Origin of the sequence: Acinetobacter sp. FDAARGOS_559 (assembly GCF_003940475.1) — a bacterium.
Lineage (GTDB): Bacteria > Pseudomonadota > Gammaproteobacteria > Pseudomonadales > Moraxellaceae > Acinetobacter > Acinetobacter baumannii.
In genome coordinates, this window is sequence record NZ_RKJG01000005.1 from 4,000,393 (window position 1) to 4,026,171 (window position 25,779).

At 41.3% G+C, this 25,779-nt stretch carries 20 protein-coding genes; 10 read left to right on the top strand and 10 right to left on the bottom strand.

What is annotated here, in order from left to right:
- Nucleotides 1–12: 12 nt before the first annotated feature.
- The 3 genes from EGS71_RS20845 to EGS71_RS20855 all read right to left on the bottom strand — a co-directional run bounded on the left by EGS71_RS20845 (nucleotide 13) and on the right by EGS71_RS20855 (nucleotide 3,177).
- Nucleotides 13–1,536 (bottom strand): 3-hydroxyacyl-CoA dehydrogenase, encoded by a 1,524-nt coding sequence (locus EGS71_RS20845; RefSeq protein WP_000220493.1) that lies wholly within the window; start codon nucleotides 1,534–1,536, stop codon nucleotides 13–15.
- A gap of 61 nt (nucleotides 1,537–1,597) precedes the next feature.
- Entirely contained in the window at nucleotides 1,598–2,359 is a 762-nt protein-coding gene (locus EGS71_RS20850) for an SDR family oxidoreductase (RefSeq protein WP_000251871.1), read from the bottom strand.
- 29 nt (nucleotides 2,360–2,388) lie between these two features.
- A complete protein-coding gene (locus tag EGS71_RS20855; RefSeq protein ID WP_000116916.1) occupies nucleotides 2,389–3,177 on the bottom strand; it encodes an enoyl-CoA hydratase in 789 nt (262 codons plus the stop codon).
- A gap of 311 nt (nucleotides 3,178–3,488) precedes the next feature.
- Between EGS71_RS20855 and EGS71_RS20860 the strand changes: the two genes are divergently transcribed.
- Genes EGS71_RS20860 through EGS71_RS20885 form a run of 6 tightly spaced genes read left to right on the top strand, consistent with a single transcriptional unit; the run spans nucleotide 3,489 to nucleotide 9,943 of the window.
- Nucleotides 3,489–4,643, top strand: a complete 1,155-nt coding sequence (locus EGS71_RS20860; RefSeq protein WP_000617392.1) for an acyl-CoA dehydrogenase family protein — start codon at nucleotides 3,489–3,491, stop codon at nucleotides 4,641–4,643.
- A gap of 58 nt (nucleotides 4,644–4,701) precedes the next feature.
- Nucleotides 4,702–5,985: an MFS transporter gene (locus EGS71_RS20865; protein WP_000208930.1), complete on the top strand. Its 1,284-nt coding sequence runs from the start codon at nucleotides 4,702–4,704 to the stop codon at nucleotides 5,983–5,985.
- A 47-nt stretch (nucleotides 5,986–6,032) separates the two neighbouring features.
- The gene (locus EGS71_RS20870; protein ID WP_000608703.1) at nucleotides 6,033–6,701 is read left to right on the top strand and encodes a 3-oxoacid CoA-transferase subunit A; all 669 of its coding nucleotides are present in this window, start codon (nucleotides 6,033–6,035) and stop codon (nucleotides 6,699–6,701) included.
- Nucleotides 6,701–7,354 carry a 3-oxoacid CoA-transferase subunit B gene (locus EGS71_RS20875; RefSeq protein ID WP_000116039.1) on the top strand — a complete coding sequence of 218 codons (654 nt, stop codon included), beginning with the start codon at nucleotides 6,701–6,703 and terminating at the stop codon, nucleotides 7,352–7,354. Before EGS71_RS20870 ends, EGS71_RS20875 begins: the two co-directional genes overlap by 1 nt.
- 36 nt (nucleotides 7,355–7,390) lie before the next feature.
- Nucleotides 7,391–8,707 carry an outer membrane trimeric porin-like protein DcaP gene (gene dcaP / locus EGS71_RS20880; RefSeq protein WP_000733487.1) on the top strand — a complete coding sequence of 439 codons (1,317 nt, stop codon included), beginning with the start codon at nucleotides 7,391–7,393 and terminating at the stop codon, nucleotides 8,705–8,707.
- Between the two features lie 18 nt (nucleotides 8,708–8,725).
- The gene (locus EGS71_RS20885) at nucleotides 8,726–9,943 is read left to right on the top strand and encodes an MFS transporter (protein ID WP_000411825.1); all 1,218 of its coding nucleotides are present in this window, start codon (nucleotides 8,726–8,728) and stop codon (nucleotides 9,941–9,943) included.
- Between the two features lie 20 nt (nucleotides 9,944–9,963).
- Here the strand turns inward: EGS71_RS20885 and EGS71_RS20890 are convergent, their stop codons facing one another.
- Nucleotides 9,964–10,413 (bottom strand): PaaI family thioesterase, encoded by a 450-nt coding sequence (locus tag EGS71_RS20890; protein WP_001984007.1) that lies wholly within the window; start codon nucleotides 10,411–10,413, stop codon nucleotides 9,964–9,966.
- Between the two features lie 304 nt (nucleotides 10,414–10,717).
- Here EGS71_RS20890 and EGS71_RS20895 point away from each other — a divergent pair, with 304 nt between their 5' ends.
- Together EGS71_RS20895 and EGS71_RS20900 are read left to right on the top strand one after the other, a co-directional pair.
- Nucleotides 10,718–12,520: an acyl-CoA dehydrogenase C-terminal domain-containing protein gene (locus EGS71_RS20895; protein WP_001131932.1), complete on the top strand. Its 1,803-nt coding sequence runs from the start codon at nucleotides 10,718–10,720 to the stop codon at nucleotides 12,518–12,520.
- A gap of 196 nt (nucleotides 12,521–12,716) precedes the next feature.
- Complete coding sequence (locus EGS71_RS20900) at nucleotides 12,717–13,520, top strand: thioesterase family protein (RefSeq protein WP_000995512.1); 804 nt, start codon at nucleotides 12,717–12,719, stop codon at nucleotides 13,518–13,520.
- Nucleotides 13,521–13,581: 61 nt separating this feature from the next.
- On the opposite strand, the gene EGS71_RS20905 is transcribed toward EGS71_RS20900, so the two are convergent.
- Nucleotides 13,582–17,064 (bottom strand): indolepyruvate ferredoxin oxidoreductase family protein, encoded by a 3,483-nt coding sequence (locus EGS71_RS20905; RefSeq protein WP_001017554.1) that lies wholly within the window; start codon nucleotides 17,062–17,064, stop codon nucleotides 13,582–13,584.
- A 204-nt stretch (nucleotides 17,065–17,268) separates the two neighbouring features.
- On the opposite strand from EGS71_RS20905, the gene EGS71_RS20910 reads away from it, so the two are divergent.
- Nucleotides 17,269–18,210, top strand: a complete 942-nt coding sequence (locus tag EGS71_RS20910) for a LysR family transcriptional regulator (RefSeq protein WP_001230727.1) — start codon at nucleotides 17,269–17,271, stop codon at nucleotides 18,208–18,210.
- Nucleotides 18,211–18,460: 250 nt separating this feature from the next.
- Here the strand turns inward: EGS71_RS20910 and EGS71_RS20915 are convergent, their stop codons facing one another.
- From EGS71_RS20915 to EGS71_RS20935, 5 genes are read right to left on the bottom strand one after another with little or no spacing between them, the layout of a single operon-like run.
- On the bottom strand, nucleotides 18,461–19,363 hold the full coding sequence (locus EGS71_RS20915) for a hydroxymethylglutaryl-CoA lyase (protein WP_002009208.1): 903 nt from the start codon (nucleotides 19,361–19,363) through the stop codon (nucleotides 18,461–18,463).
- The gene (locus tag EGS71_RS20920) at nucleotides 19,360–21,351 is read right to left on the bottom strand and encodes an acetyl/propionyl/methylcrotonyl-CoA carboxylase subunit alpha (protein ID WP_002009162.1); all 1,992 of its coding nucleotides are present in this window, start codon (nucleotides 21,349–21,351) and stop codon (nucleotides 19,360–19,362) included. The genes EGS71_RS20915 and EGS71_RS20920 overlap by 4 nt, the downstream gene beginning before the upstream one ends.
- Nucleotides 21,352–21,362: 11 nt before the next feature.
- Nucleotides 21,363–22,166 (bottom strand): enoyl-CoA hydratase/isomerase family protein, encoded by an 804-nt coding sequence (locus tag EGS71_RS20925; protein WP_000121724.1) that lies wholly within the window; start codon nucleotides 22,164–22,166, stop codon nucleotides 21,363–21,365.
- Nucleotides 22,167–22,175: 9 nt separating this feature from the next.
- On the bottom strand, nucleotides 22,176–23,777 hold the full coding sequence (locus tag EGS71_RS20930; protein WP_001072772.1) for a carboxyl transferase domain-containing protein: 1,602 nt from the start codon (nucleotides 23,775–23,777) through the stop codon (nucleotides 22,176–22,178).
- Between the two features lie 24 nt (nucleotides 23,778–23,801).
- Nucleotides 23,802–24,974 (bottom strand): isovaleryl-CoA dehydrogenase, encoded by a 1,173-nt coding sequence (locus EGS71_RS20935; protein ID WP_001053642.1) that lies wholly within the window; start codon nucleotides 24,972–24,974, stop codon nucleotides 23,802–23,804.
- A 144-nt stretch (nucleotides 24,975–25,118) separates the two neighbouring features.
- On the opposite strand from EGS71_RS20935, the gene EGS71_RS20940 reads away from it, so the two are divergent.
- Entirely contained in the window at nucleotides 25,119–25,736 is a 618-nt protein-coding gene (locus EGS71_RS20940) for a TetR/AcrR family transcriptional regulator (protein WP_000120693.1), read from the top strand.
- Nucleotides 25,737–25,779 lie beyond the last annotated feature (43 nt).

Below are 25,779 nucleotides of genomic sequence, written 5' to 3' on the forward strand. Positions count from 1 at the left end.
AGAAATTCCTTTTCAAGACTCGTGAGTAAAAGTAAGTGGTAAATGAAGTGCGACACGACGCTGTAACCATGGGCTAGGGCGGTAACGCGGGTCATGCGTAAGTGCTGTTATACGGTTAAGAATGAGTAAGATTTTTTCGCTACCGACTTGATCGCCCCATTCAATTGGTCCAAATGGATAGCCTAAGCCAAGACGTACTGCAGCATTAATGTCATCTACCGTTGCAATATTTTGCTGGGCAATATCGCAGCCTAAATTAATGACCATTGCTAAAACGCGCTGCGCAACAAAGCCAATACTTTCATTAATCATGCTGACCATATTTCCATCTAGATTGAAAATAGAGTGAGCAGCTTGTCGGTATTCAGGTTTGGTAATGAGTGAAGGCATCAAGGTGCGGTGCTTTGCAATGCCATAAAGCATGTCTATAGCAACGGCTTGTTCTGGGTTAATCCCAAGGCGAGTAGCCGCTTGAGTGGTATCTTCACCATAACAAGCAACTAAACATAAGCTATCTGTTTGTGGTTCAGGGTTGATGTCTAGAGCAATATTGTGTTGAGTTAAATAATCTTCGAGCTGTTTTTTATCGTCTAAGAAATCTGCCGCAATCCAAACTTTTGGATATTGCGCTAAACGCTCTACAAACTTGGCAGGTTGTTCACCTGTTTTTGAGCCGGTTTCGTAGTTATAAAAACCTTGATTAACCTTACGTCCAAGTTGCTTGGCATCAAGCATTTGTTTGGTGAGCGGGTTTGGTTTGTAGCGAGCTTCTTCATAGTATTGATGATAAATCGACTCCATAACTGGATGCGAGACATCAAGACCAGTTAAATCGAGTAATTCAAAAGGACCCATTCTAAAACCAACGCCGTCACGTAAAATTCGATCAATTTCACTGATATCGCAAACGTTTTCATTTAAAATTTTGAGTGCTTCGGTGCCATAAGCTCGACCAGCGTGATTAATAATAAATCCAGGGGTATCCTTCGCTACAACAGGGCGGTGACCAAATGCACGAGATAAATCGTTTAAAGCATCAATAATAAGTGGGTCTGTTTTTAAACCACGAATGACTTCGACCACTTTCATGAGTGGAACGGGGTTAAAAAAGTGATAACCCACAACACGCTCAGGCTTTTTGCAATTTGCAGCAATGGCTGTAATAGAAAGAGAAGAGGTGTTTGAGGCTAAAATAGTATTATCCGAAACAATATCTTCAAGCTGCTGCATCAAGCTTTGTTTGATATCAAGACGTTCAACAATTGCTTCTACAATGAGGTCGCAATTTTTTAAATCTTCAATTTGATGAGCAACAATTAAATGGTTATTTGCCGCTGCTGCTTGCTCAGATGTAATTTTATTTTTGTCGACTAACTTTTGAAATGTAGCAGCCAGTTTTTCTTTAGCCTGTTCTGCTGCACCTGCTTTGGCATCATATAAATAGGTGGTATGTCCTGACTGTGCAGCAATTTGAGCAATACCACTGCCCATGACACCTACACCAATCACAGCCATGCTTTTAATATCATAAGTCATGTCGATCATCCTGATTATTGATCTATATTTGAAATTAAACGGAAAAATAGGGTTAGGTGATTTAGCTTAAGCATTGTTTATCACCATCAATGGGTAAGATTTGTCCTGAAATTGAGCGACCACTGTCTGACGCTAAAAATAGGCATAAATCTGCAATATGTTTTGGATTGACAAAATATTTGAGCGACTGATTTTTCAGTGCATTTTGAGTCACTTCTTCAAGTGAGGTATGCGCTACATCGGCACGGGCCTGTAATACGCGTTGAACCCGATCACCATCTACTGCACCCGGAAGAATGGCGTTAACTCGAATATTATCTGCACCAAGTTCCATAGAAAGCGTTTTGGTAAAACCAATCAGTCCCCATTTTGAAGTGGAATAGGCCAATCGATATGGATAGCCTAAGCGTCCGGCAATAGATGACATATTTATAATCACGCCTGCCTGTGCTTGCTTTAAATAGGGAATGGCTAACTGTGTAATTAAAAAAGTGCTATTCAGGTTTAAATTAATCACCGTGTTCCAATCATCAAAACTTAGTTCATCTGCGGCAACAGTCGGGCCTGAGATGCCTGTGTTATTGACTAAAATATCAATACCGCCAAGTTTCTGAACTGCTTCATTAAACATGAGTTTAATTTGCTCATGATCAGCCAAATCACAGGTATATATGTGCAGCTTTGGATAATCTTGTTGAAATTGTTCTAGGCTTTTAGCATTAATATCGCAAACAAAAACTTCATCCTGATTGTTTAAAAAAACTTCAGCAATGCATCGTCCAATCCCTGAACCACCTGCACTAATTAATACTTTTCTGACCATTTTCATTCCTTTGTTATTATGGTTTTAAATTATTTACCTTGATACGACGGCTTACGCTTTTCGATAAAAGCTTGAACGCCTTCATTTTTATCTTCGGTCGAAAACAGTAATTGGAATGCTTTACGTTCTAACGTTAAACCTGCATTTAATGGAACATCTTCGCTCATCAACGCAACTTCTTTAATTTGTTGCAGGGCAATCGGCGGCATTTTGGCTAGGCTTTGTGCCATTTGAATTGCAGTTGGAATAGTTTGGTCATCTTCTGTGACTTGTGAAACAAGACCAATCAAATAAGCTTCTTCGGCTTTGACCATGGCGCCTGTCATAATCATGCGCATGGCATGGAATTTACCCACAGCACGGAATAAACGTTGTGTACCGCCAGCACCAGGCATTAAACCAACTTTAATTTCCGGCTGGCCAAAGGTTGCGCCTTTACCTGCAATAATAATATCAGCGTGCATTGCAAGTTCGCATCCACCCCCTAATGCATAACCATTTACGGCAGCAATCATGGGTTTAGGGCACTGGGCAATCGCGTTCCAATAACGTTCTGTATGACGCAATAACATTTCTGTGGAAGTTGCGGTTGCCATTTCTTTTAGATCTGCACCTGCAGCAAAGACTTCTTCACCGCCTGTGAGCACAACCGCATTGATCTCATCGTTAAAACTTAACTCGGTAAAAACTTGTGCGAGTTGTTTGCGAACTTCACCGTTTAAAGCATTTTTTGCTTCTGGGCGGTTAATTTTAACAACCGCTATTTTTTGAATAGAAAAGTCGACTTCTACGAAATTATTCCCTGTTGACACACTCATTTTTGAATTCCTTGTTTCGCATATCAAAACTATATTCCTTTTATGATGCTTATTTTGGAATTTATTTCAAGTCTTATTTCTTTTAAGAGCGTAGTTGTTATCTTTTAAAAGATCTAAGTTATTGATATTACGTAGTGGTCTAATTTTAAATTTCGTTAAACGAAATTAATTTTCAAAAAAGCTTGAAATTTGTATTTTTGTTCTCGTACTATGAAACACATCCGCAGTAAACAAGATTTAAAACATGGTATCCAGACAAGCTGGAGATGGCTGATGGGTACGATGGAAATACATAAAAAGGGAGATCACAGATGATCCGTGATGAAGGGATGTTGGAGCAGTTACTTTCAACAATTCGAGATTTTGTAAAAAATGAATTGATCCCTCGTGAAAACGAAGTGGTAGAGAAAGACAAAATTCCGGATGACATTGTGCAGCAAATGCGTGAGCTTGGTTTGTTCGGACTCACAATTCCCGAAGAATATGGTGGCTTAGGTATCACTATGGAAGAGGAAGTCAGAGTTGCATTTGAACTTGGACAAACTTCACCAGCTTTTCGTTCTTTAATTGGTACTAATAACGGTATTGGCTCAAGTGCAATTTTGATTGATGGCACAGAAGAGCAAAAGCAGAAATATTTACCACGTTACGCAAGTGGCGAAATTATTGGTTCATTTTGTTTAACCGAGCCTGAATCTGGCTCTGACGCTGCCTCTTTAAAAACCAGTGCTGTAAAAGACGGCGATTTTTATGTATTAAACGGTACCAAACGTTTTATTACCAATGCACCCCATGCTGCAACTTTCACTGTAATGGCTCGGACGAATCCTGAAATTAAAGGGTCGGGTGGCATTTCAGCCTTTTTAGTCGAGGCCAATACACCAGGCATTACATTAGGCAAAATTGACCAAAAAATGGGGCAAAAGGGTTCACATACCTGTGATGTGATTTTTGAAAATTGCCGTGTGCCTGCTTCTGCACTGATTGGTGGCGTAGAAGGTGTCGGTTTTAAAACGGCCATGAAAGTGCTGGATAAAGGGCGTTTGCATATTGGTGCCTATAGCGTGGGTGTTGCCGAACGTATGTTAAACGACGCATTGCACTATGCGATTGAGCGTAAACAGTTTGGTCAACCTATTGCAAACTTCCAGCTTATTCAAGCCATGCTTGCCGACTCAAAAGCCGAGATTTATGCAGCTAAATGTATGGTCCTAGATGCAGCTCGCCGCCGTGACAATGGCGAAAACATTAGCACAGAAGCATCTTGCGCAAAAATGTTTGCGACTGAAATGTGTGGACGTGTTGCTGACCGCTGTGTACAGATTCATGGTGGTGCGGGCTATATCAGTGAATATGCGATTGAGCGTTTTTATCGAGATGTGCGTTTGTTCCGTTTATATGAAGGAACCACGCAAGTTCAACAACTTATTATTGCCAAAAACATGATTAGGGAAGCTACAGCCTAATAAAAAATTAAATGCCATGAGGCATGGGATGCCTCATGTTCCTTCTGAGGATATGGACATGACAACAAAGACTGTTACAGAGAATATGAGTAGCACTGAAGCTATTCAAACACCAAAAAAGATTTGGATTACAGCTTTTATATTCGCTTTTTTTACACTTTTATGTGACGGGGCCGACTTAGGTTTTTTGGCATTAAGCCTCACTAGTCTTAAAGCAGAGTTTCATTTAACTGGTGTGCAAGCCGGAACATTAGGAAGCTTGACACTATTTGGTTCGGCCGTGGGTGGTCTTATTGGTGGTTGGGCTTGCGACCGTTTTGGTCGGGTTCGCATTATTGTTTTCTTTATTGCTTTTTCTTCGATATTAACCTGCGCACTCGGCTTTACACATTCTTATATGCAATTTGCAGTTTTAAGAACAATAGGCGCCATGGGCTTAGGTGCATTATATATTGCCTGTAACATTCTTATGTCTGAAATGGTGCCAACCAAACACCGTTCTACCGTTTTAGCAACGCTGATGACAGGTTATACCCTAGGTTCTTTATTAGCGACATTACTAGCAGGTCATATTATTCCTGAACATGGCTGGCGTTTCCTATACTGGATTGCAATTACCCCTGTGGTTTTGTCAGTTTTGATGCATTTTTGTGTACCTGAACCTGAGTCATGGAAAAAAGCCCGTCAACTAAAAGCGCTAGAAGTCGCTCAAAGTAACCAACCTAAAAAACGCCAAAATCCATATCTTGAGATTTTAAGAGATAAAAAACATGGAACCATGTTTATTCTTTGGATTATTAGTACTGGGGCATTGCAGTTTGGTTATTACGGGGTAAGTAACTGGTTACCTGCTTATTTAGAGTCTGACCTTGGCATCAAGTTTAAAGAAATGGCCATGTATATGGTCGGTACATTCCTAATTATGATGTTTGCCAAAGTGATTGCAGGGATCGTTGCCGATAAATTAGGACGCCGCGCTGTATTTGCTTTCGGAACCATTGGTACAGCTTTATTTATTCCAGTGATTGTCTATTTAAATACACCGACCAATATTTTATGGATGATGCTGTTCTTCGGTTTCCTTTACGGTATTCCATACGCAATTAATGCCACCTATATGACAGAAAGCTTTCCGACTTCTATTCGAGGTTCGGCAGTGGGTGGTGCTTATAACATCGGCAAAGTACTTTCTATTTTCTCTCCATTAACAATTGGTTATCTATCGCAAAACGGTTCTATTGGTTTAGGGCTCTTGGTGATGGCTGCAGCTTATTTTATCTGCGGGGTAATTCCATTGTTATTTATTAAAGACCGACTATTTAACCCGCAAAAGGCAGAGTGACAGATCAATCTGTCACCTTAAATTAAGGATGAAAAGGGACAAGTGAGATGATAAATAAAATCACCAGTGACATTGAACCGATTTTAAAAGCTATTCCTGATGGGGCAACCATCATGACAGGCGGGTTTGGTGTGACGGGGCAACCTGCTGAATTAATTGAAGCCTTAATCGATTTAGGAAAAAAAGAACTCACCATTGTAAATAACAATGCGGCCTCTGGTGATCGTGGTTTAACAAATCTGATTATTGCCGGTTGTGTTAAAAAAATGATTTGTTCATTTCCGAAATCTGCTGGATCAACCGTTTTTCAAGACTTATATAGAGCGGGAAAAATTGAGTTAGAACTGGTTCCACAAGGTAATTTGGCTTGTCGTATTCAGGCCGCAGGAGCTGGCCTCGGGGCTATTTTTACTCCGACGGGTTATGGCACTAAAGTTGCCGAGGGTAAAGAGACCCGAACCATTAACGGTAAAAACTATGTGCTTGAATACCCACTTGAAGCTGATTTTGCACTGATTTATGCCGATAAAGCTGACCGCTGGGGCAATTTAACTTACCGCAAAGCGGCCCGCAATTTTGGCCCAATTATGGCAAAAGCCGCCAAGACCACGATTGTTCAAGTGAATGACACCGTAGAGCTAGGAACGCTTGACCCTGAGTGCATTATTACACCAGGAATTTTTGTTCAGCACGTTGTAAAAGTAGGAGATATCTAATGTCAGTTCAAAAGCGTTCTCGTGAAGATATTGCCAAGCTCATTGCCAATGACATTCCCGAAGGTTCTTATGTCAATTTAGGCATTGGCTTACCCACCAACGTTGCTAAATTTTTGCCAAAAGACAAAGAAATCTTTTTACATTCGGAAAATGGGGTTTTAGCTTTTGGGCCGCCGCCACAACCTGGTGAGGAAGATCAAGATTTGGTTAATGCCGGAAAAGAACTTGTTACTTTGTTAGACGGCGGATGCTTTATGCATCATGGCGACTCATTTGACATTATGCGTGGCGGCCATTTGGACATTTGTGTGATCGGTGCATTCCAAGTTGCGGTAAATGGAGACTTGGCAAACTGGCATACTGGTAAAGCAGATGATGTGCCGGCAGTTGGCGGTGCTATGGATTTGGCAGTTGGTGCAAAAACGATTTATGTCTATATGGAGCATGTCACTAAAAAAGGTGAGCCCAAAATTGTAAAAGAACTGAGCTATCCAATAACGGGTGAGCAGTGTGTAAACCGTATTTATACCGATTTATGCATTATTGAACTCAAAGACCAAAAAGCTTACGTCAAGGAAATGGTAGACGGCTTAACTTTTGATGAATTACAGGCAGTCACTGACTGTGAACTAATCGATGCACGTGTAGCCTAAATACACACGGAAAAACGCTTCTTTAAGGATTAAAAGATGAAAAAATTAATTTTAGCTGCAGCTTGTGCTGCGGCTTCAGGGACTATTTTTGCAAATTCTTCAGATACGACAGAACAAAGAATTAATTTGCTAGAAACTGAGCTGCAAAAATTAAAAGCAGAACTTGCTGCTCAGAAACAAACTCAAAATAATTTACAGGTCAAACAGGTTAAGATTGAAGAGAACATTGAAAAAACTAAAGCAACGGTAACAGAAAAGCCTGTTGCTCCTTCATGGGTCACTTGGACGGATAACGTTAAGGTTTACGGTATTGCCCGTATTGATGCAGCGGTGGATTTTAAATCATCGCCTGATTCGGGTGGTAGAACGACCAGCAGCCTGTACCGAACACCTTTTGAAAGTGAAAAACGTTCAAACCATGCACGCTCTGATGCCATGATTAATGCAAGCCGATTAGGCGTTTATTTTAATAGCCCAAATAAAGCGGTTACAGGGAATATCGAAGCCGATTTCTTTGATAGCTCTAACATGGGAACGGGGGATGGTAAATTCCGTATCCGTCATGCATTTTTTACCTATAAAGACTGGACTTTTGGTCAAACATGGTCACTCATGTCTAACATGGAAACCCGTACAGAAGCTGTCGATTACACCCAATTTGTGGGGACTTCTTATACACGTACTCCTCAAATTCGTTATGACTGGAAAATTGATGCCAATAATGATTTAAAAGTAGCTTTGGAATATACAGGTTCGAGAGTCTCGGCATTTCCAACTTTAACGGGTCGCTATACCTTTAAACAAGGTCCTTTAACAGCACTTGCTCAAGGCTTTATTAATGAAAAATCCACAGATGTCGCAACTGCCACGGTGAAGAAAGTAAGCTGGGGTGCTGGAGGCGGTTTAAAATATCAACTCACGCCACAACAATCAGTACAAGCAAATTATCAATATATTGTTGGTGATCAAAAATTTATGCCGTACACAACCCAAAGTGGTTTGGCAAATTCAACAAATTTAAATGCCGCGGGTGATTTTTCTTTAAGCGAAGACAAAACAGATTTGGTTATGAATAAGTTGAATAGCATCAATATTGGTTATTCATATAAATTTAATGAGCAATGGCGTGCAAACTTATCGGCTTCAATGTTTGATTATGATGATGACACGGCTTATGCCAAACTCAACCCAGATGCCAATAAACGTTTAACGGACTACGCAGCTAACGTCTTTTATTCACCGATTGAGCAAATGGATATTGGGATGGAATATCACCAAGGCAAACGAGAAGTGTTTGACGGCAGAACCGCTGATGTATCACGTGTAAACTTTGTTTCGATGTATAAATTTTAAAATAGGGCGTAGTTAAAAATGGAAAAAATAGTTGAGCCCAATGCAGAAAATATACTGTCAAAAAGCTTTATTTTTATCATGGCAATGACATGTGGAATTTGTGCGGGTTCAAACTATTATAACCAGCCCTTAATCTATTCGATTGCTGAAGCATTAAAAGTTAATGCCGACCAAGTCGCTTTAACTATTGTGATTAGCCAACTGTCATATGCAGTTGGCCTTTTTATATTGGTTCCCTTAGGCGACTTTTTTGAAAAGCGTAGTTATATTTGTTTGCTCATGTGCTGTACGGGGCTTGCACAAGTAGGGTTATCCTTAAGTCAAACCTTGCCAGCTTTATATGGCTTTACTTTTTTAGCCACATTCTTTTCAATTGCGACTCAAGTTTTGGTTCCTTTTGCCGCAGGTTTAGCCAGCCCGAAAAAAAGCCCTCAAGTTGTAGGCACTCTCATGAGTGGTTTGTTCTTGGGAATATTATTGGCACGCTCTATTGCAGGCTTACTTTCTACAGTCTGGTCTTGGCATGCGGTTTATTTAATTAGCGGAATTGTCATTTTAGTGTTTGCTTGGGTAATGTGGGTAAAGTTACCAGTTGCGCGTAAGTCTCACCAACTTAATATTCTACAGATTTATGGTTCACTATTTTCATTAGCTGTTCATCAGCCTCATTTACTACGCCGTGGTCTTGCAGGGGGAATTGGCTTTGGAATTTTGGCCCTCATTTTTACCACCATGACTTTTATTTTGGCGAATGAGCCTTATCACTTTAACGATTTCCAGATTGGTTTATTTGGAATTGTGGGCTTGGCTGGCGTATTTGCGACTCCTTGGGCAGGTAAGAAAATTGCAGCAGGTCTTGAAAATAAAATTGCAGTGATTTGCATGGGGTTATTAATGAGTGCATGGATACCCCTATTTTTTGCTCAGCAGTCTTTGGTGGCCTACGCTGTTGGTGTGATCATGGCGTACTTTGGGTTGTCAGCATTTCATGTGCTTAACCAAAATTTGGTCTACCGAATCTCGGCCGAGGCTCGTTCCCGTATTAATTCAATTTATATGACCTTATATTTTGGCGGAGCCGCCTTAGGTTCTTTTATTGCGGTGTATGCTTGGAAACACTGGGGATGGGAAGCATGTGCAGCCTTAGGTTTAGCGATGGCAATGTTAAGTTTCTTGATTGATCGCTTAGATTTTTATGAAATGAACAAAATTGCAAAGCAAGAAAAAGCTCCATAAATAGGAGCTTAGATATTTTATTATTTGCGAATAATCATTAAGGTTGCCGAAGCAAAAGCATACACTTTGCCGTTCTCATCTACGATTTTACCTTGGGTACTAATAATATTGCGGCCCGCATTGATCAACTCGGCCGTCGCATAGTAAGACGTATCAACCTGCATGGGGCGGATCATTTTTACATTTAAATCAATGGTTCCATAGCCAACACCATGTTCAAGTAGGGTATGGGCCGCACTGCCTGTCGCCGTATCTAAAGCTGTGGCACAAAAGCCGCCGTGTACACCGCCTTGTATATTTCTATGTTCTTTGCGAGGAGTAACTTTATAAGTTGCTTTACCTTCGGAAACTTCAACGAGTTCCATCGGTATGGTGTGAGCCATAGGTGATGGAGAAACTTCACCATTTTTTAAAGCGGTTAAAAACTCAAGACCTGTGTATTTCGGGCTTTCCATAAATCGTCCTTGCATGATTAAGCAGTCTAATCACCATACTATAAATTGATTTTTTACGGAATAAAATTTTGCAATACAAAATAAAAATTTATTCTAGTTAAACAAGACTAATTAATTTTTATCTTATATTTGTATTTAAAAACATATGTTTATATTTTATCTCTATAGCTAAGTTAGGATAATTTTATTAAATTAGTGAAAATATATTTTGCTATAAGAAATTTTTTGATATTTTGGTGAGATTGAAACAATAAAAGTCCATTTTAAGGAAAAACGATATCTGCCCATGACATAGGCAGTGAAGTGAAAGGAAAAAACTATGCCTTTATACAAAGCTCCATTACGTGATATGCAATTTGTACTGCATGAAATGCTTCAAACAGAACAAAACTATCAAGGTTTAAGCAAATATCAGGAAAGCGTAAATCGAGAATTAATTGATCAATATTTAGAGGCAGCAGCAGATTTTTGTGAAAATGAATTGGCGCCCATAAATCAAAATGGTGATCAGGAAGGCTGTCATTTAAATCAAGGCGTAGTCACAACGCCGAAAGGTTTTAAAGAAGCCTACCAAAAATATGCCGAGCTTGGGTTTACTTCATTAACCGCCGATCCGGAATATGGTGGGCAGGGCTTGCCGACATTGCTGCGGATTGCGATTTCTGAAATGTTATGTGGTTCTAATTGGGCTTGGGCAATGTATCCGGGATTGTCTCATGGCGCAATGAGAACAATTGAGCATCATGGGACTGAGCAACAAAAACAAAAGTTTTTGACTAAACTTATTAGTGGGGCTTGGACTGGAACGATGTGTTTAACCGAATCACATGCGGGTTCGGACCTTGGATTAATTAGAACAAAAGCAGAGCCAAATCCGGACGGTAGCTACTCCATTACAGGTGAAAAGATTTTTATCTCGGCGGGTGAGCATGATCTTTCTGAAAATATTATTCATATTGTTTTAGCCCGTTTGCCTCAGGCACCTGCAGGGACTAAAGGCATTTCTTTATTTATTGTGCCTAAATTTAATGTGAGTGACGACGGTCAGGCGCTGGACCGTAATAAAGTCGTTTGTAGCGCGATTGAACATAAAATGGGGATTCATGGCAATGCCACCTGTGTACTTAATTTTGATGGCGCCAAAGGTTATTTGATTGGTCCGGAAAATCGCGGGCTTAATTGTATGTTTACCTTCATGAATACCGCACGTATTGGAACAGCTGTACAAGGGCTTGCTGCTTCTGAAATTTCATTTCAAGGTGCATTAAGTTATGCCAAAGAGCGCCTTGCTATGCGTTCGTTATCTGGTCCTAAATATCCTGACAAAAATGCCGATCCAATTATTGTGCATCCCGCTGTACGTTCAATGTTAATGACACAAAAAGCTTTTTCCGAAGGTGGTCGTGCGCTGGCTTATTTTCTGGCTCAGCATGTCGATATTGTCGAAAGCTCAAACGATCAGGAACAGCAAAAACACTCCGACGAATTACTGGCTTTTTTAACGCCAATTGCTAAGGCCTTTTTAACAGAGTCGGGTAATGAGTCTGCAAAGCATGGCGTTCAAGTATTTGGCGGCCACGGCTTTATTGTTGAGCATGGTATGGAGCAAATTGTACGTGATGCACGTATCTCAACCTTGTATGAAGGAACAACAGAGATTCAGTCTCTAGATCTGCTGGCACGTAAAGTCCTCAAGTCGGAAGGCAAACTTTTAAAGAACATGACTGATTTAATTGATCAGTTTATTAGCCAGCACCAATCCAATGAAGTGCTGAAACCTTATCTAGAAAAATTAGCTGAGCTTAAGCAGCAATGGCTGTCACTGACCAAATTGATTGCAGAGAAAGCCAAGCACAACCCTGAAGAAATAGGAGCCGCTTCAGTAGATTATCTTTATTTTTCCAGTTACGTTGTGTTCGCGTATTTGTGGGCTCGAATGGCACAAGTTGCCCATGAAAAATTAGAATCGGGTACACAAGAGGAAGCTTTTTATAAAGCAAAATTAACGACTGCTAAGTTTTTCTATCAAAAACTTTTAAATCGTACACAGAGCCATGCCGCTTCTATTGAGTCTGGAGCTGAATCTGTGATGGAGCTCGATCAAGATGCTTTTGCATTTTAGTGAATGGTAAGTTCTAGAATCGCTGGGTGAAATTGACATGCGAAATTTTACCTAGTGATTAAATTTGTAATTTTAGACTCATCAGTTTTTGGTAGGAAAAACCAGTTGAGCCAATGAAATAGAGGGTTAACATAAGCATTAAAACGTGAATTTTCATCAAATATTGAAGTTGTATAAGGACTAAGGAAAGAAAATCATGAATGCTTATTATCAATTACTGAATAGAACAATTGGTCCTCAAGGTGAAGTGATTGCTCATTATTGCTCAACTGTTCATGCGCAAGGTGCTTGGAACCCTCATGAACAGCATATGGCGCCTGCAAGTGGCGTGATCGCAGTAGAGTTAGAACAGTTTTCACCGCGACAAGATATGCGAATTGGCCGAATTAGTTTTGATATTTTTGGATTAATTGCATTTGGTGAATTTACGATTAAGACCCATGTGATTCGTGCCGGTAAAACGATTGAATTGATTGAAGCAGAACTACAAGCACAAGGTAAAACTTGTATTGTGGCTAGAGCATGGCGCATGTGCACTCAAGACAGTTCCGAGATTGCGGGGCTTGAAGATCAACCAATTCATCATCCCGATACCTTTACCGAATGGACGGGCATGAAAAGATGGCCGGGTGGTTTTATCCAGACATTAGTCACTAAAACTAATGATCAGCACCGCGCGGGCAAAGGCATTGTGTGGCTAAACAATGACAAAGAAATGGTTGAAGGGCAGCCGACCACAGATTTTGCGCATTTAATTGGCATGGTAGATGCGGCAAACGGCATTGTACCAAGACAAGAAGGAGAATTTACTTGGGGCTTTCCAAATCTTGATTTACAAATCCACATGCACCGTTATCCGCAAGGGAAATGGCTAGGTTTGGAAACCGTTCAGCAATATGGTACGGATGGCATTGGTTTAACCAGTGCAGTTTTACATGATGTATATGGTCCATTTGGACGAAGCGAGCAGATTTTGACTTTACGTAAAATGACTAAATAACTTTTTAAGTCAATAAAAAAGTCATCCCTAAGGATGACTTTTTTATTTTGAGATTTAATTTTTAGTTACGGACTTTTAGTAGTGTTGGGGTAAGTTCATCCCAACGTTGTTTTGCAGCGTCCATTGCTTTCATTTTGATATGTCCATAACCGCGGACTTCTGCCGGTAGTTTTGCAATTTGTTCAGCAACTGCCAAGTTATGATTGTCTGGTGCTTCAACAAGTGCTTCAACAAATGCGATGTAACGGTCACGCCAAGCTTGTTCGTGTTGACGTTCTTCTTGACGTGCAAATGGGTCAAGGAAAGTTTCACGAAGCCATTGTAAACGAGCAAGCATCATCATTGGGAAGCGCATCCAGTAACCAAACGCACGTTTACGGACATTTTTCAGGCCACCAAGTAATGCTGGCGGAGCAAGATGATACGTTAAACGTAAGCCTTTACCGAATTGGGTTTCGATCGATTCTTTGAAGCTTTTACCTGTTAGTAGACGTGCAACTTCATATTCATCTTTATAAGCCATAACTCTATAAAGCTGAGTTGCAATCGTACCTGTTAACTCTTCTGGTAACTTTTTAGCTGCCAATTCTACAAGTGTGCGGTATTTAGCTGCATAAGCTTCATTCCAGTAGTCTGTTAGACGAGCAGAACGGTCTTCAACAAGTTCAGCCAAAGTTTGCGGAGTTTTAGTTTTTGGCATTGCTGCAAGTAAACGAGCAGCTAAAGTCGGGTCACTTGCAAGATGACAACCCACGCGGAAAGCTTCGATGTTCTTTTCAACTGCCGTACCATTTAGGCGAATTGCTTTTTCAATGCTTTCACGTAATAGCGGAATGCGACCAGATTGCCATGCCATACCGAGTAATAACTGGTTGGTATAAATTGAATCACCTAAGAGTAGTGTGGCAATGCGAGCCGCTGGTAGAGAAACTAGTTGACCTTGACGAACACGACCACGAAGACGATCAATTAAATCGGTAATAGGCGCATACCAGTCACGAGATTTAATAAACTCAGAAGTAGGAGTGCTGTCTTCATTCACAATGACTAGAGCATCTTCTTTTAAGCGCGAAAGGGCTGCACCACTACCAGCAACTACCGCATCTGCACCAATGAGTAATTCACATTGACCTGCTGGAATTTTGGTTGAAGAAATTTGCTCATCACTTGCTGCAAGTTGTACGTATGAATAAACCGTACCACCTTTTTGCGCAAGACCTGCCATATCCATAACACGTGTTGCTTTGCCTTCTAAGTGAGCTGCCATACCAAGAAGTGCACCGATAGTCACAACACCCGTACCACCAATACCACCGACCATAATGCGACTTGGAACATCATATAACTGAGGAATAATTGGGGACGTTGGCCATCCTGCGCTAATACCTTCAAATTTAGCAGGACGTTTCATATCACGTGTATGAACAGTCACAAAGCTTGGGCAGAACCCTTCAGCACAAGTGAAGTCCTTATTACAACTACTTTGGTTAATTTGACGTTTAGTGCCTAAAGCTGTTTCTACTGGCTCAATAGATAAACAGTTTGATTTTTTAGAACAGTCGCCACAGCCTTCGCAAATATCGGTATTAATGAATAAACGTTCAGCTGGGTCAGGGTAAGCATCGCGTTTACGGCGACGGCGTTTTTCACTGGCACAGGTTTGTACATAAATTAAAGCAGTTACACCTGAAATTTCACGCAGCTCACGTTGAACTGCGTCAAGTTCATTACGGTGGCGAATTTCTACACCTGGCGCAATACCGTCTTCTTCATTTAACAGTTTGATTTCATCAGTCACAATGACTTGTTTTTTAATACCTTCGGCATCGAGCTGACGAGTTAATTGTGCAACGCTCAAATGACCATCTACATGCTGACCGCCTGTCATAGCGACTGCGTCGTTGTAGAGGATTTTATAGGTGATATTGGTTTTTGCAGCAATAGACTGACGAATTGCCAAGTAACCTGAGTGGAAGTAAGTCCCATCACCAAGGTTAGCAAAAATGTGTTTTTCATTGGTAAAAGGCGATGCACCGACCCAGCTTACACCTTCACCACCCATTTGAGAGAATGTTTCCGTACCACGGTCAAGCGAAACAGCAATATAGTGGCAACCAATCCCACCTAATGCACGGCTACCTTCAGGAACGACGGTTGATGAGTTATGTGGGCAACCACTGCAGAAATAAGGTTTACGTTCAGCAAGGTCAATAACACGTTTTGATTCTTGCTCTGCTTTTAGTAGGAGGTCGATTCTGCTTTGAATTTGTACTTTTAAGCTTTCTGGAATATCTAGTTTTAAGAAGCGAGCAGCCAGCATTTTTGCAATCGGTTCAGGCTGGTACTCATAGTGACCAATGAGCGGTGCTTCTTCAATAGAGGTACTCCATTCACCTTTGCCGTCAGTTGCTTTACCAATGACACGAGGACGTTGGTCATCAGGAAGTGAGTAAAGCTCATCTTTAATTTGTGTTTCAAGAATTGGACGTTTTTCTTCAATAACGATCAACTCTTCTAAACCTTTGGCGAATTCACGAATACCTTGTGGTTCTAAAGGCCAGATTAGACCAACTTGATAAACACGTAGCCCAAGCTGTTGGGCTGTTTCATCTTCAATTCCTAAAATACGTAGGGCTTCAATGGTATCTAAATAACCTTTACCACTTGCAGCAATACCAATACGGGCATTTTCACAAGGCCATGTTACGGTATTGATTTTATTCGCACGGGCATAGGCCAAAACAGCTGGTAAGCGATATTTATAAAGACGTTCTTCTTGTTGGATGCCATGATCTGGCCAACGAATATTGACGCCACCCTCTGGGAAATTAACATCTTCTGGTATAACAGGAGTGACACGGTCTAAGTCGACATGAACTGAAGCGGAAGTTTCTACAATTTCACTGACCAGCTTCATGGAAGTCCAAAGACCAGAAAAACGTGAAACTGCGATGGCGTGAACACCAAAGTCTAAAATTTGTTGAACGGATGTTGGGTAGAAAATTGGAATACCGCAACCAATCATGACATGCTCAGACTGGTGGGGAACTGTAGAAGATTTACATGAGTGGTCATCACCAAATAAAGCAACGACACCACCACGTTCAGAGGTACCAGCTAAGTTAGCATGGCGGAGTACATCGCCTGAACGGTCAACACCCGGGCCTTTACCATACCACCATGAAGACACTCCATCATATTTGCCTTGACCTGAAAGATTTGCTTGTTGTGTACCCCAGATTGCGGTAGCAGCCAAGTCTTCGTTTACACCAGGTTGAAATACGACATTATGGGATTTAAGTAATCCTTCAACTTGCCAAAGGAAATTATCATAGTTACCAATAGGGGAACCACGATAACCAGAAATAAAACCAGCAGTATGATAACCATTGATCGCGTCACGGCGAGTTTGGGCAAGAGGCAAGCGAACAAGTGCCTGAATGCCGGTCATAAATGCTGTACCGTTATCACTTACATATTTATCTTCAAGTGACACATCCTTTGTTGCAATAATATTTGGAGTGACTTTTGTAGCTATATTCATTTATATCTCCTTAGAATTTTTAGTAGCTCGGACTACTTTCTTTTTTCAACATCCAGTTGAATATTTGGAGCAAGTGACATACGAAATAAAAAAGATCGGTTCCTCTTCTTAAAAAAGAATTAGTGCCAATGTATGTACATTTAGTCATTGTGGTTGATCTAAACTGGTGCAACAATCCGTAATTTAGGAAAAGATATTTACGTTATGCGCAAAAATCTCGATGGTGGACTTTTGCATGCAATGCATGCATTCCTGAAAGTGATTGATAGCGGGAGTTTCACAGCAGCAGCTGAGCAGATGGATCTGACCACAGCACAGGTTTCACGTCTTATCAGCGAGCTAGAAACACGCTTAGGTACAAAATTAATACAACGCTCAACGCGCCAGCAGGCACTGACTGATATTGGTGCAACTTATGCAGAGCGTTGTCGGCAAGTTATTTCAATGGTGGATGAAGCAGAGGCAGAAGTCACCGGAACGGCCTCTAAACCAAAAGGTCGTTTACGTGTATTAAGTATGGGAAGCTTTGGGCATCATTATGTTTTCCCTGTCATGGCCGAGTTTTGTAAGCATTATCCCGAATTAACCGTGGAATATACGACCTCACAATACGTTCCGGACCTGTTAGCAAAAGGGGTGGATGTCAGTCTTTATCTCACTGAATCATTAACAGACTCTCGTTTTGTTGCACGCAGAATTGGCACTATTTTTTCTGTTTTATGTGCTTCACCTGCGTACCTAGAAAAACATGGCGTTCCTAAGTCTCCAGAAGACTTAAAAAATCATGCCTGTTTACGCTTGGTAAACCCGTCTATTACACCAGATTGGCATTTGTTAAATGCCAATGGTGAATCTTATCAAATCGACATTGGGGGGCAACTCATTGCAGATAACCCTGAGTTATTGTTAGATGTGGTACAACAGGATATGGGTGTCGCATTATTGCCGATGTTTTCGGCTTTAGACGCGGTTCAAAATGGAAGATTATGTCATATCTTGCCAGAGTGGCGTTCGCCTGATATTGGGGTTTATACCTTATTACCTTCACGCCATTTTATTGATGCCAAAACACGCGCATGGTTGGATTGGGTAGAAGAATATATTTCTCCAAGAATTGAAATGGATGCATCTTATTTTTATAAATAATGAGTTAAATTTTTTAAGGATTACAATTGAAAAAGGATGAAGAATAATACGGATTAGAATAAAATAGGGTAGAAAATGCTTCTTTTTAAAGAGGCATTTAATACAGAGATGAACGGTAAATTTTAAAAAAATTGCATGAGGAATTGAGTCCCAATTCCTGAACAGAATGAGATAAAGATGAGATAGGATGATCTGGTACTTTGCCTAATATTCAGCTTTATACCAGATGCTGAGCTATTTTAATTTATGACTATGCACACTTGGTTTGCCAATACGCATTTGCATAATTCGACAAGCTTTTTCGGTTTAATACGTTGCTAATATTTTGGCTGGCTTGCATCAGTTTTTCTAAATCAATACCAGTTTCAAAGCCCATGTGTGATAGCAAATAAAACAAATCTTCAGTTGATACATTACCTGAGGCGCCTTTGGCATAAGGGCAACCCCCAAGTCCTGCAAGAGACGAATCAAAAACACGAATACCTTGTTGTAAAGACTGATAAATATTGGCAATCGCCATGCCATAGGTGTTATGGAAATGCCCGGCTAATACCTTGCTATCGAGTTCAGCAAGGCAGGCTTGCCATACCTTTTGAACACGATTTGGTGTTGCGGTACCAATGGTTTCACCTAAAGACACTTCATAGCAGCCCATGTCATAGAGTCGTTTAACCACTTTTACCACTTGCTCAGGTGCAATTGCGCCTTCATAGGGACAATCGACAATACAAGAGACATAGCCGCGTACACGGATGTTATGTGCTTTTGCTGCGTTCATGACATCGCTAAACTTTTCAAAGCTTTCGTCGATTGTACAGTTAATATTTTTACGGGTAAAACTTTCAGAAGCTGCGGTAAACACGGCAACCTCTTTGCATCCGACCGCTTGAGCAGTTTCAAAACCTTTAATATTGGGAGTGAGCAGACTAAATTGCACATCGGTTGTTTGGGGTAATAACTTAAATAGCTCGTCACTTTGAGCCATTTGCGGTACCCATTTTGCTGAAACGCATGAACCGACTTCAATGGATTTTAAGCCCGCACTGATTAGGTCATTAATAAAGTTTAAGCGTTGTTCGACAGTTAAAGCCTGCTTTTCATTTTGGAGGCCGTCTCTGGGACCGACCTCCACGATTTTGACAAACTCACTCATGCAACTTCCTCCTGAGCAGGCTGAAATTCCACAAGCTCATCGCCAGCTTTGACCTGATCACCGACTTGGAAGTAGGAGTCTACAATCACGCCATCTTTAGGGGCGCGGATGGTATATTCCATTTTCATGGCTTCAAGCGTCATTAAAATATCGTCTTTCTTCACGCTATGATTTGCACTGACTAGCACTTGAGTGACCACACCCGGCATTGGGGCTTTTAAGTGACCTTCATCGGCTTGGCTATCTGCCTGATTAAAGTCTTGGCGGATATAAGCAAACTTATAGCTTTGACCATTTTGGAACAAGGTAATGCCTTGCTGACTTTGGTTAAAAGGTAGCTTTTGCTGAGTTCCACTAATTTGAACAGAAACAGTATGTGCATCAATCAATTGACCTGAAATTGGGTAGCTTTGCCCATTATATTCTGCGGTGAAGCCATCTTCATTTGAGGCAAATTTAATTTGAATATTTTGGTTTAAATAGTTCAGTTTAATACTGTGCTGATAGGCAATATTTAAACGCCAAAGCGGTTGAGCCTGCCAAAGCTGTTTTTGGCTTGAACTGTTGTTATTAAGTTGGCTTAAAAACTCAATAAATGCCGCTGCTACCACCAGTTCCGGTTTGATCTCTTCAGGGCTAAACAAGAAGTTTTGTTCACGTTGAATCAGGTTGGTACCAAGCTTGGCTTGTTTAAACGATTCGCTACGAACAATCTTTTCCAGAAAGGCAATATTGTTGCCTAAACCATCGACATGGAATTGGCTTAAAGCATTTTGCATTTGAATAAGTGCAGCTTCACGGTTTTTACCCCATACGATGAGTTTGGCAATCATTGGGTCGTAATAGGTCGTGATTTCATCGCCTTCAACAATACCGCTATCTACACGCACATATTGGTTTTGAGTTGGGTAGCGCAAATAGTCAATTTTACCGATTGCAGGTAAAAAGCCTTTTTCAGGTTCTTCTGCGTAGATCCGTGCTTCAAGCGCATGTCCATGAATCTGCAATTCGTTTTGTAGTTTAGGCAAAGGTTCGCCATAAGCCACACGAAGTTGCCACTCGACCAAGTCTTCACCTGTAATCATTTCAGTAACAGGATGCTCGACTTGTAGACGGGTATTCATTTCCATGAAATACGCCGTACCGTCTTGTTCCACAATAAACTCGACCGTACCTGCACCAACATAATTTACCGCTCGTGCAGCATCAATTGCAGCTTGGCGCATTGCATCGAGCTTTTCGCTTGGCATTTGTGGAGCAGGGGCTTCTTCTAGCACTTTTTGGTGGCGGCGTTGTACTGAACAGTCGCGTTCAAACAAATGTACGTAGTTGCCATGTGTATCGCCAAACACTTGCACTTCAATATGGCGCGGTTGAATCACATAACGCTCAATCAAGACATCATCATTACCAAAACTCGATTTGGCCTCACGTTTACAAGAGGCTAAGGTATGCAGAAAATCTTCACTGCGTTCAACTAGACTCATGCCTTTACCACCGCCGCCAGCACTGGCTTTAATTAAAACAGGATAGCCAATTCGGTCTGCCTGTTGCTTTAAAAAGTCCGCATCTTGGTTGGTTCCGTGATAACCCGGTGTTAAAGGGACACCAGCTTTTTCCATTAAAGCTTTAGAGGTTGCTTTTAAGCCCATCGCTAAAATGGCATCCACTGGCGGGCCAATAAAGCAAATGTTGTGTTGTTGGCAAGCGAGTGCGAACTGGTCGTTTTCAGAAAGGAAGCCATAGCCCGGATGAACCGCTTGGCTGCCTGTATCAATGGCAGCTTGAATAATACGGTCAACCTGTAAATAACTTTGTGTTGCAGGGGACTGACCAATATAAACCGCTTCATCTGCAAGTTTGACGTGTTGTGCATTTGCGTCTGCATCTGAGTAAACGGCAACCGTTCTAATACCTAATTTTTTAGCTGTACGAATTACGCGGCAGGCAATCTCGCCACGGTTCGCAATTAAAATCTTTTCAAACATGATGATCGTCCTTAATTGTTGTTATTCGAGTTAGAAACCCAAGCAGGCTGTTGTTTATTTAAAAAGGCACTTAGACCTTCTTTTGCCTCACTGCCTTGACGAACTTGAGCAATATGATGTGCTGTCTGTTGCAGCAAGTCATTGCTCATGGTCTGGTTGCTCACCATTTGAATGAGTTGTTTTGAAGCCGCTTGAGCGTGCGGGCCACCGAGTAATAGAGCATCAATAATTTCTTGAACTTTTTTATCTAAGTCTTCAGCATCTGCTACTTCGTGTGCTAAACCAATTTGTTTGGCTTCACGTGCTGAAATCCGCTCGGCAGTTAAGAAGTAACGGGAAGCTTGTCTTGCACCAATCGCACGAATCACATAAGGACTAATGGTAGATGGAGCAAGGCCTAAACGAACTTCAGAGGTTGCAAACTTGGCATCAGTACTGGCAATACAAATATCACATGCCGATGCCAAGCCCATACCACCACCAAAGGCAATGCCATGCACGCGGGCAATAGTCGGTTGTTTAAGTGTTGCAAGTGCATCTAACATTTGGGCAAGTTTTAATGCATCTGCTTCATTTTCAGCCGAAGATGCTTGACCTGCCTGTTTCATCCAGTTGAGGTCGGCGCCTGCCGAAAAGCTTTTACCGCGACCAGCTAAGACCACAACACGAATGTCATCACGAGTATTAATTTGCTTAAAGCAAGTATGCAATTCTTCAATGACTGTCGTATTAAAAGCATTGTGCAATTCAGGGCGGTTCAGCCATACATAGGCAACCTGACCTTGTTGTTCGAGTTGTAAAAATTGATAGCTCATATACACCTCTTACATGCGGAACACGCCAAATTTGGTTGGCTGGATTGGAGCGTTCATGGCAGCTGCAAGACTTAAACCAAGTACATGACGAGTTTGAGCTGGATCAATTACACCGTCGTCCCAAAGGCGGGCAGAAGCATAGTATGGATGGCCTTGGCGCTCGTATTGTTCACGAATTGGTTGTTTAAATTCGTCTTCTTCTTGCGCTGACCACTCGGCACCTTTTTGCTCAATTTGATCTCGTTTTAAAGTCGAAAGTACGCTCGCTGCTTGTTCGCCGCCCATCACTGAAATACGAGAGTTTGGCCATGTCCATAAAAAGCGTGGTGAATAAGCGCGGCCACACATACCGTAGTTACCTGCACCAAATGAACCACCAATAATCAGGGTGAGTTTAGGTACATTTGCAGTGGCAACTGCCATCACCAGTTTAGCGCCGTGTTTGGCAATTCCTTCATTTTCATACTGGCGACCAACCATAAAGCCAGTGATGTTTTGTATAAATAACAATGGAATATTGCGCTGTGTGCACAGTTCAATAAAGTGCGCGCCTTTTTGAGCAGACTCGGAAAATAAAATTCCGTTATTGGCAATAATCCCGACTGGCATGCCGTAGAGAGAAGCGAAACCCGTTACAAGTGTTGAGCCAAAGCGGGCTTTAAACTCGTCAAAACGAGAGCCGTCTACAATACGTGCAATGACTTCACGCACATCGAAAGGTTTACGCGCATCACTTGGCACCACGCCATAGAGTTCCGATGCATCAAATAATGGTTCATCAATTTGCTTATTTAACTCATTTGGCTTTTTATTTAAGTTAGCAACAATGTTTCGTGCAATCGCAATGGCATGTTCATCATTTTCAGCTAAGTGGTCAGCTACACCTGAAAGACGTGTGTGTACATCGCCACCGCCTAAATCTTCACTGCTTACCACTTCGCCAGTTGCAGCTTTTACCAGAGGAGGACCACCTAAGAAAATCGTACCTTGATTACGGACAATAATCGTTTCATCAGACATGGCTGGTACATAGGCACCACCTGCGGTACAGCTACCCATTACCACAGCAATTTGGGCAATACCAAGACTCGACATGCGTGCCTGATTATAGAAAATACGCCCGAAGTGATCGCGGTCTGGGAAAACCTCATCTTGCATTGGTAAATAGGCACCGCCTGAATCTACTAAATAAATACAAGGCAAGTGATTTTGTTCAGCAATTTCTTGTGCGCGTAAATGCTTTTTAACCGTAAGTGGGTAATACGTTCCACCTTTAACCGTTGCATCGTTAGCAACGATCATGCAAGTGATGCCGTTGACTTGACCAATACCTGCAATCACACCCGCAGCAGGAACATCATCTTCATAAACGTTGTACGCTGCCAACTGACCAATTTCTAAAAATGCCGTGCCGACATCAATCAGTTGATCAATACGTTCACGGGGTAAAAGCTTACCTCGAGACAAATGTTTCTGACGGGCATTTTCACCACCGCCTAAAGCAATACGCTGGGCAACTTGTTTGAGATCTGTGACCAATGTTTGCATGGCTTGCTGGTTTGTTTTGAAGTCTTCGCTTCGAACATTAATCTTGCTTTGTAATTGGTTCATAAGATGCGTCCTTATTTATAATTATTATTTGGTTTCATTGAAAAGTTCGCGGCCAATCAGCATGCGGCGAATTTCAGAAGTTCCCGCGCCAATTTCATAAAGTTTGGCATCGCGCCATAAACGCCCAGCAGGGAATTCATTGATATAACCGTTGCCACCTAAAGTTTGAATTGCTTCACCCGCCATCCATGTTGCTTTTTCAGCAGCATATAAAATGGCACTTGCGGCATCTTTGCGTAGGCTGCGGTCATGGTCAGCTTTGTCGCAGGCAGCACCAACAGCATAAACGAGAGCTTTACATGCCAACCAAGTTGAATACATATCGGCAAGTTTGCCTTGCATAAGCTGGAATTCACCTAAAGCCTGACCAAACTGTTCACGCTGATGTAAGTAAGGAATAACGACATCTAAGCAAGCATCCATAATGCCTAAAGGTCCGGCACTTAAAACTGCTCGTTCATAGTCCAAACCACTCATGAGTACTTTAACCCCGTTACCAACACCACCGAGTACGTTTTCAGCAGGGACTTCTACATTGTCAAAGAATAGGGGGTAAGTGTTAGAGCCGCGCATACCGAGTTTGTCTAAGTGGTTGCCGTGACTAAAGCCTTTCATGCCTTTTTCAATCAAGAATGCGGTCATGCCTTTAGGGCCAGCTTGTGGATCAGTTTTAGTGTAAACGACCAGTACATCTGCATCACCGCCGTTAGTAATCCACATTTTTGAACCGTTTAAAACAAAGTGATCACCTTTTTGCTCGGCGCGTAATTTCATACTGACAACATCGGAACCGGCATTCGGCTCAGACATGGCAAGGGCACCAACATATTCACCAGAAATCAATTTGGGTAAATACTTTTGTTTCTGCTGCTCGTTACCGTTACGGTTAATTTGGTTTACACATAAATTAGAATGAGCACCATAAGAAAGACCAATGGCTGCCGAAGCACGGGAAATTTCTTGCATGGCAATAATATGGGCTAAATAACCCATATTGGCACCGCCATATTCTTCAGAAACCGTCATACCTAAAAGGCCCATATCTCCGAATTTTTTCCAGAGATGTGCAGGGAATTTGTTGTCTTGATCAACTTGTTGGGCAATTGGTGCAATTTCCTTTGCACAAAATGCGGCTACCGAATCTTGAAGCGCAATTAAAGTTTCATCTAGACCGAAATTCAAGCTGCGTAGGTTCATGATATTTTCATCCTATTGGTTATATTTGTTGTCCATAAAATATTTTGTGGGTATTTGATAATTACCATACAATGATTTTTTGAAAAAGTGAATACAGATTCATAAAATGATTTACAATTCATTTTATTTGTTAGAGAATAAATTATGAGCTATAAACGATCATCTTTAATGCAAGAGCGGATGGAACAAAATCGTAAGTCGATTTTGAGTTCAGCCAGAAAAATAATTTCAGAGGGAGGGTTCAAAGACGCACAAATACAAACAATTGCAGAGCAAGCGGGTGTATCTAGTGGACTGGTTTATCGCTACTTCGATAATAAAAGCCAAGTGCTAATAGAAGTTTTGTCTGATGCCATTAATACAGAACTATTGGTGATTGAATCGATTACCGAAAGTGACTTATCGGCAAAGCAGAAATTACACAAGGCGGTAGCAACCTTTGTAAAACGGGCACTCAATAGTCCTCAGCTTGCATATTCACTCATGTTTGAACCCGTCGATTCAACGGTTGAACATGAGCGCTTTCGTGTGAAGCAATTGATTAAACAAAGTATTAAAAAAATACTTGCGGATGGAAATGCAAGTGGTGAGTTTGTCTTGGATGATTTAAACACAGCAGCACTTTGTGTAGTCGGTGCTATGACTTATGTGGTGGTTGAACCCCTAGACCCAGCTCAAAATACAAAGTTTGATCATGCGTATAAAGACTATTTTTCAAAACAGATTGCTGACTTTTGTGTGGATGCTGTGCAGAAAAAATAGGGCATATAAAGGATAAAACAACACAAAATAAGTAGTTTGGAAA

Bases quoted from the DNA above. Each gene is read 5' to 3' on its own strand.
- EGS71_RS20845 (WP_000220493.1), bottom strand. From the start codon at position 1,536: ATGACTTATGATATTAAAAGCATGGCTGTGATTGGTGTAGGTGTCATG.
- EGS71_RS20850 (WP_000251871.1), bottom strand. From the start codon at position 2,359: ATGGTCAGAAAAGTATTAATTAGTGCAGGTGGTTCAGGGATTGGACGA.
- EGS71_RS20855 (WP_000116916.1), bottom strand. From the start codon at position 3,177: ATGAGTGTGTCAACAGGGAATAATTTCGTAGAAGTCGACTTTTCTATT.
- EGS71_RS20860 (WP_000617392.1), top strand. From the start codon at position 3,489: ATGATCCGTGATGAAGGGATGTTGGAGCAGTTACTTTCAACAATTCGA.
- EGS71_RS20865 (WP_000208930.1), top strand. From the start codon at position 4,702: ATGACAACAAAGACTGTTACAGAGAATATGAGTAGCACTGAAGCTATT.
- EGS71_RS20870 (WP_000608703.1), top strand. From the start codon at position 6,033: ATGATAAATAAAATCACCAGTGACATTGAACCGATTTTAAAAGCTATT.
- EGS71_RS20875 (WP_000116039.1), top strand. From the start codon at position 6,701: ATGTCAGTTCAAAAGCGTTCTCGTGAAGATATTGCCAAGCTCATTGCC.
- dcaP (WP_000733487.1), top strand. From the start codon at position 7,391: ATGAAAAAATTAATTTTAGCTGCAGCTTGTGCTGCGGCTTCAGGGACT.
- EGS71_RS20885 (WP_000411825.1), top strand. From the start codon at position 8,726: ATGGAAAAAATAGTTGAGCCCAATGCAGAAAATATACTGTCAAAAAGC.
- EGS71_RS20890 (WP_001984007.1), bottom strand. From the start codon at position 10,413: ATGCAAGGACGATTTATGGAAAGCCCGAAATACACAGGTCTTGAGTTT.
- EGS71_RS20895 (WP_001131932.1), top strand. From the start codon at position 10,718: ATGCCTTTATACAAAGCTCCATTACGTGATATGCAATTTGTACTGCAT.
- EGS71_RS20900 (WP_000995512.1), top strand. From the start codon at position 12,717: ATGAATGCTTATTATCAATTACTGAATAGAACAATTGGTCCTCAAGGT.
- EGS71_RS20905 (WP_001017554.1), bottom strand. From the start codon at position 17,064: ATGAATATAGCTACAAAAGTCACTCCAAATATTATTGCAACAAAGGAT.
- EGS71_RS20910 (WP_001230727.1), top strand. From the start codon at position 17,269: ATGCGCAAAAATCTCGATGGTGGACTTTTGCATGCAATGCATGCATTC.
- EGS71_RS20915 (WP_002009208.1), bottom strand. From the start codon at position 19,363: ATGAGTGAGTTTGTCAAAATCGTGGAGGTCGGTCCCAGAGACGGCCTC.
- EGS71_RS20920 (WP_002009162.1), bottom strand. From the start codon at position 21,351: ATGTTTGAAAAGATTTTAATTGCGAACCGTGGCGAGATTGCCTGCCGC.
- EGS71_RS20925 (WP_000121724.1), bottom strand. From the start codon at position 22,166: ATGAGCTATCAATTTTTACAACTCGAACAACAAGGTCAGGTTGCCTAT.
- EGS71_RS20930 (WP_001072772.1), bottom strand. From the start codon at position 23,777: ATGAACCAATTACAAAGCAAGATTAATGTTCGAAGCGAAGACTTCAAA.
- EGS71_RS20935 (WP_001053642.1), bottom strand. From the start codon at position 24,974: ATGAACCTACGCAGCTTGAATTTCGGTCTAGATGAAACTTTAATTGCG.
- EGS71_RS20940 (WP_000120693.1), top strand. From the start codon at position 25,119: ATGAGCTATAAACGATCATCTTTAATGCAAGAGCGGATGGAACAAAAT.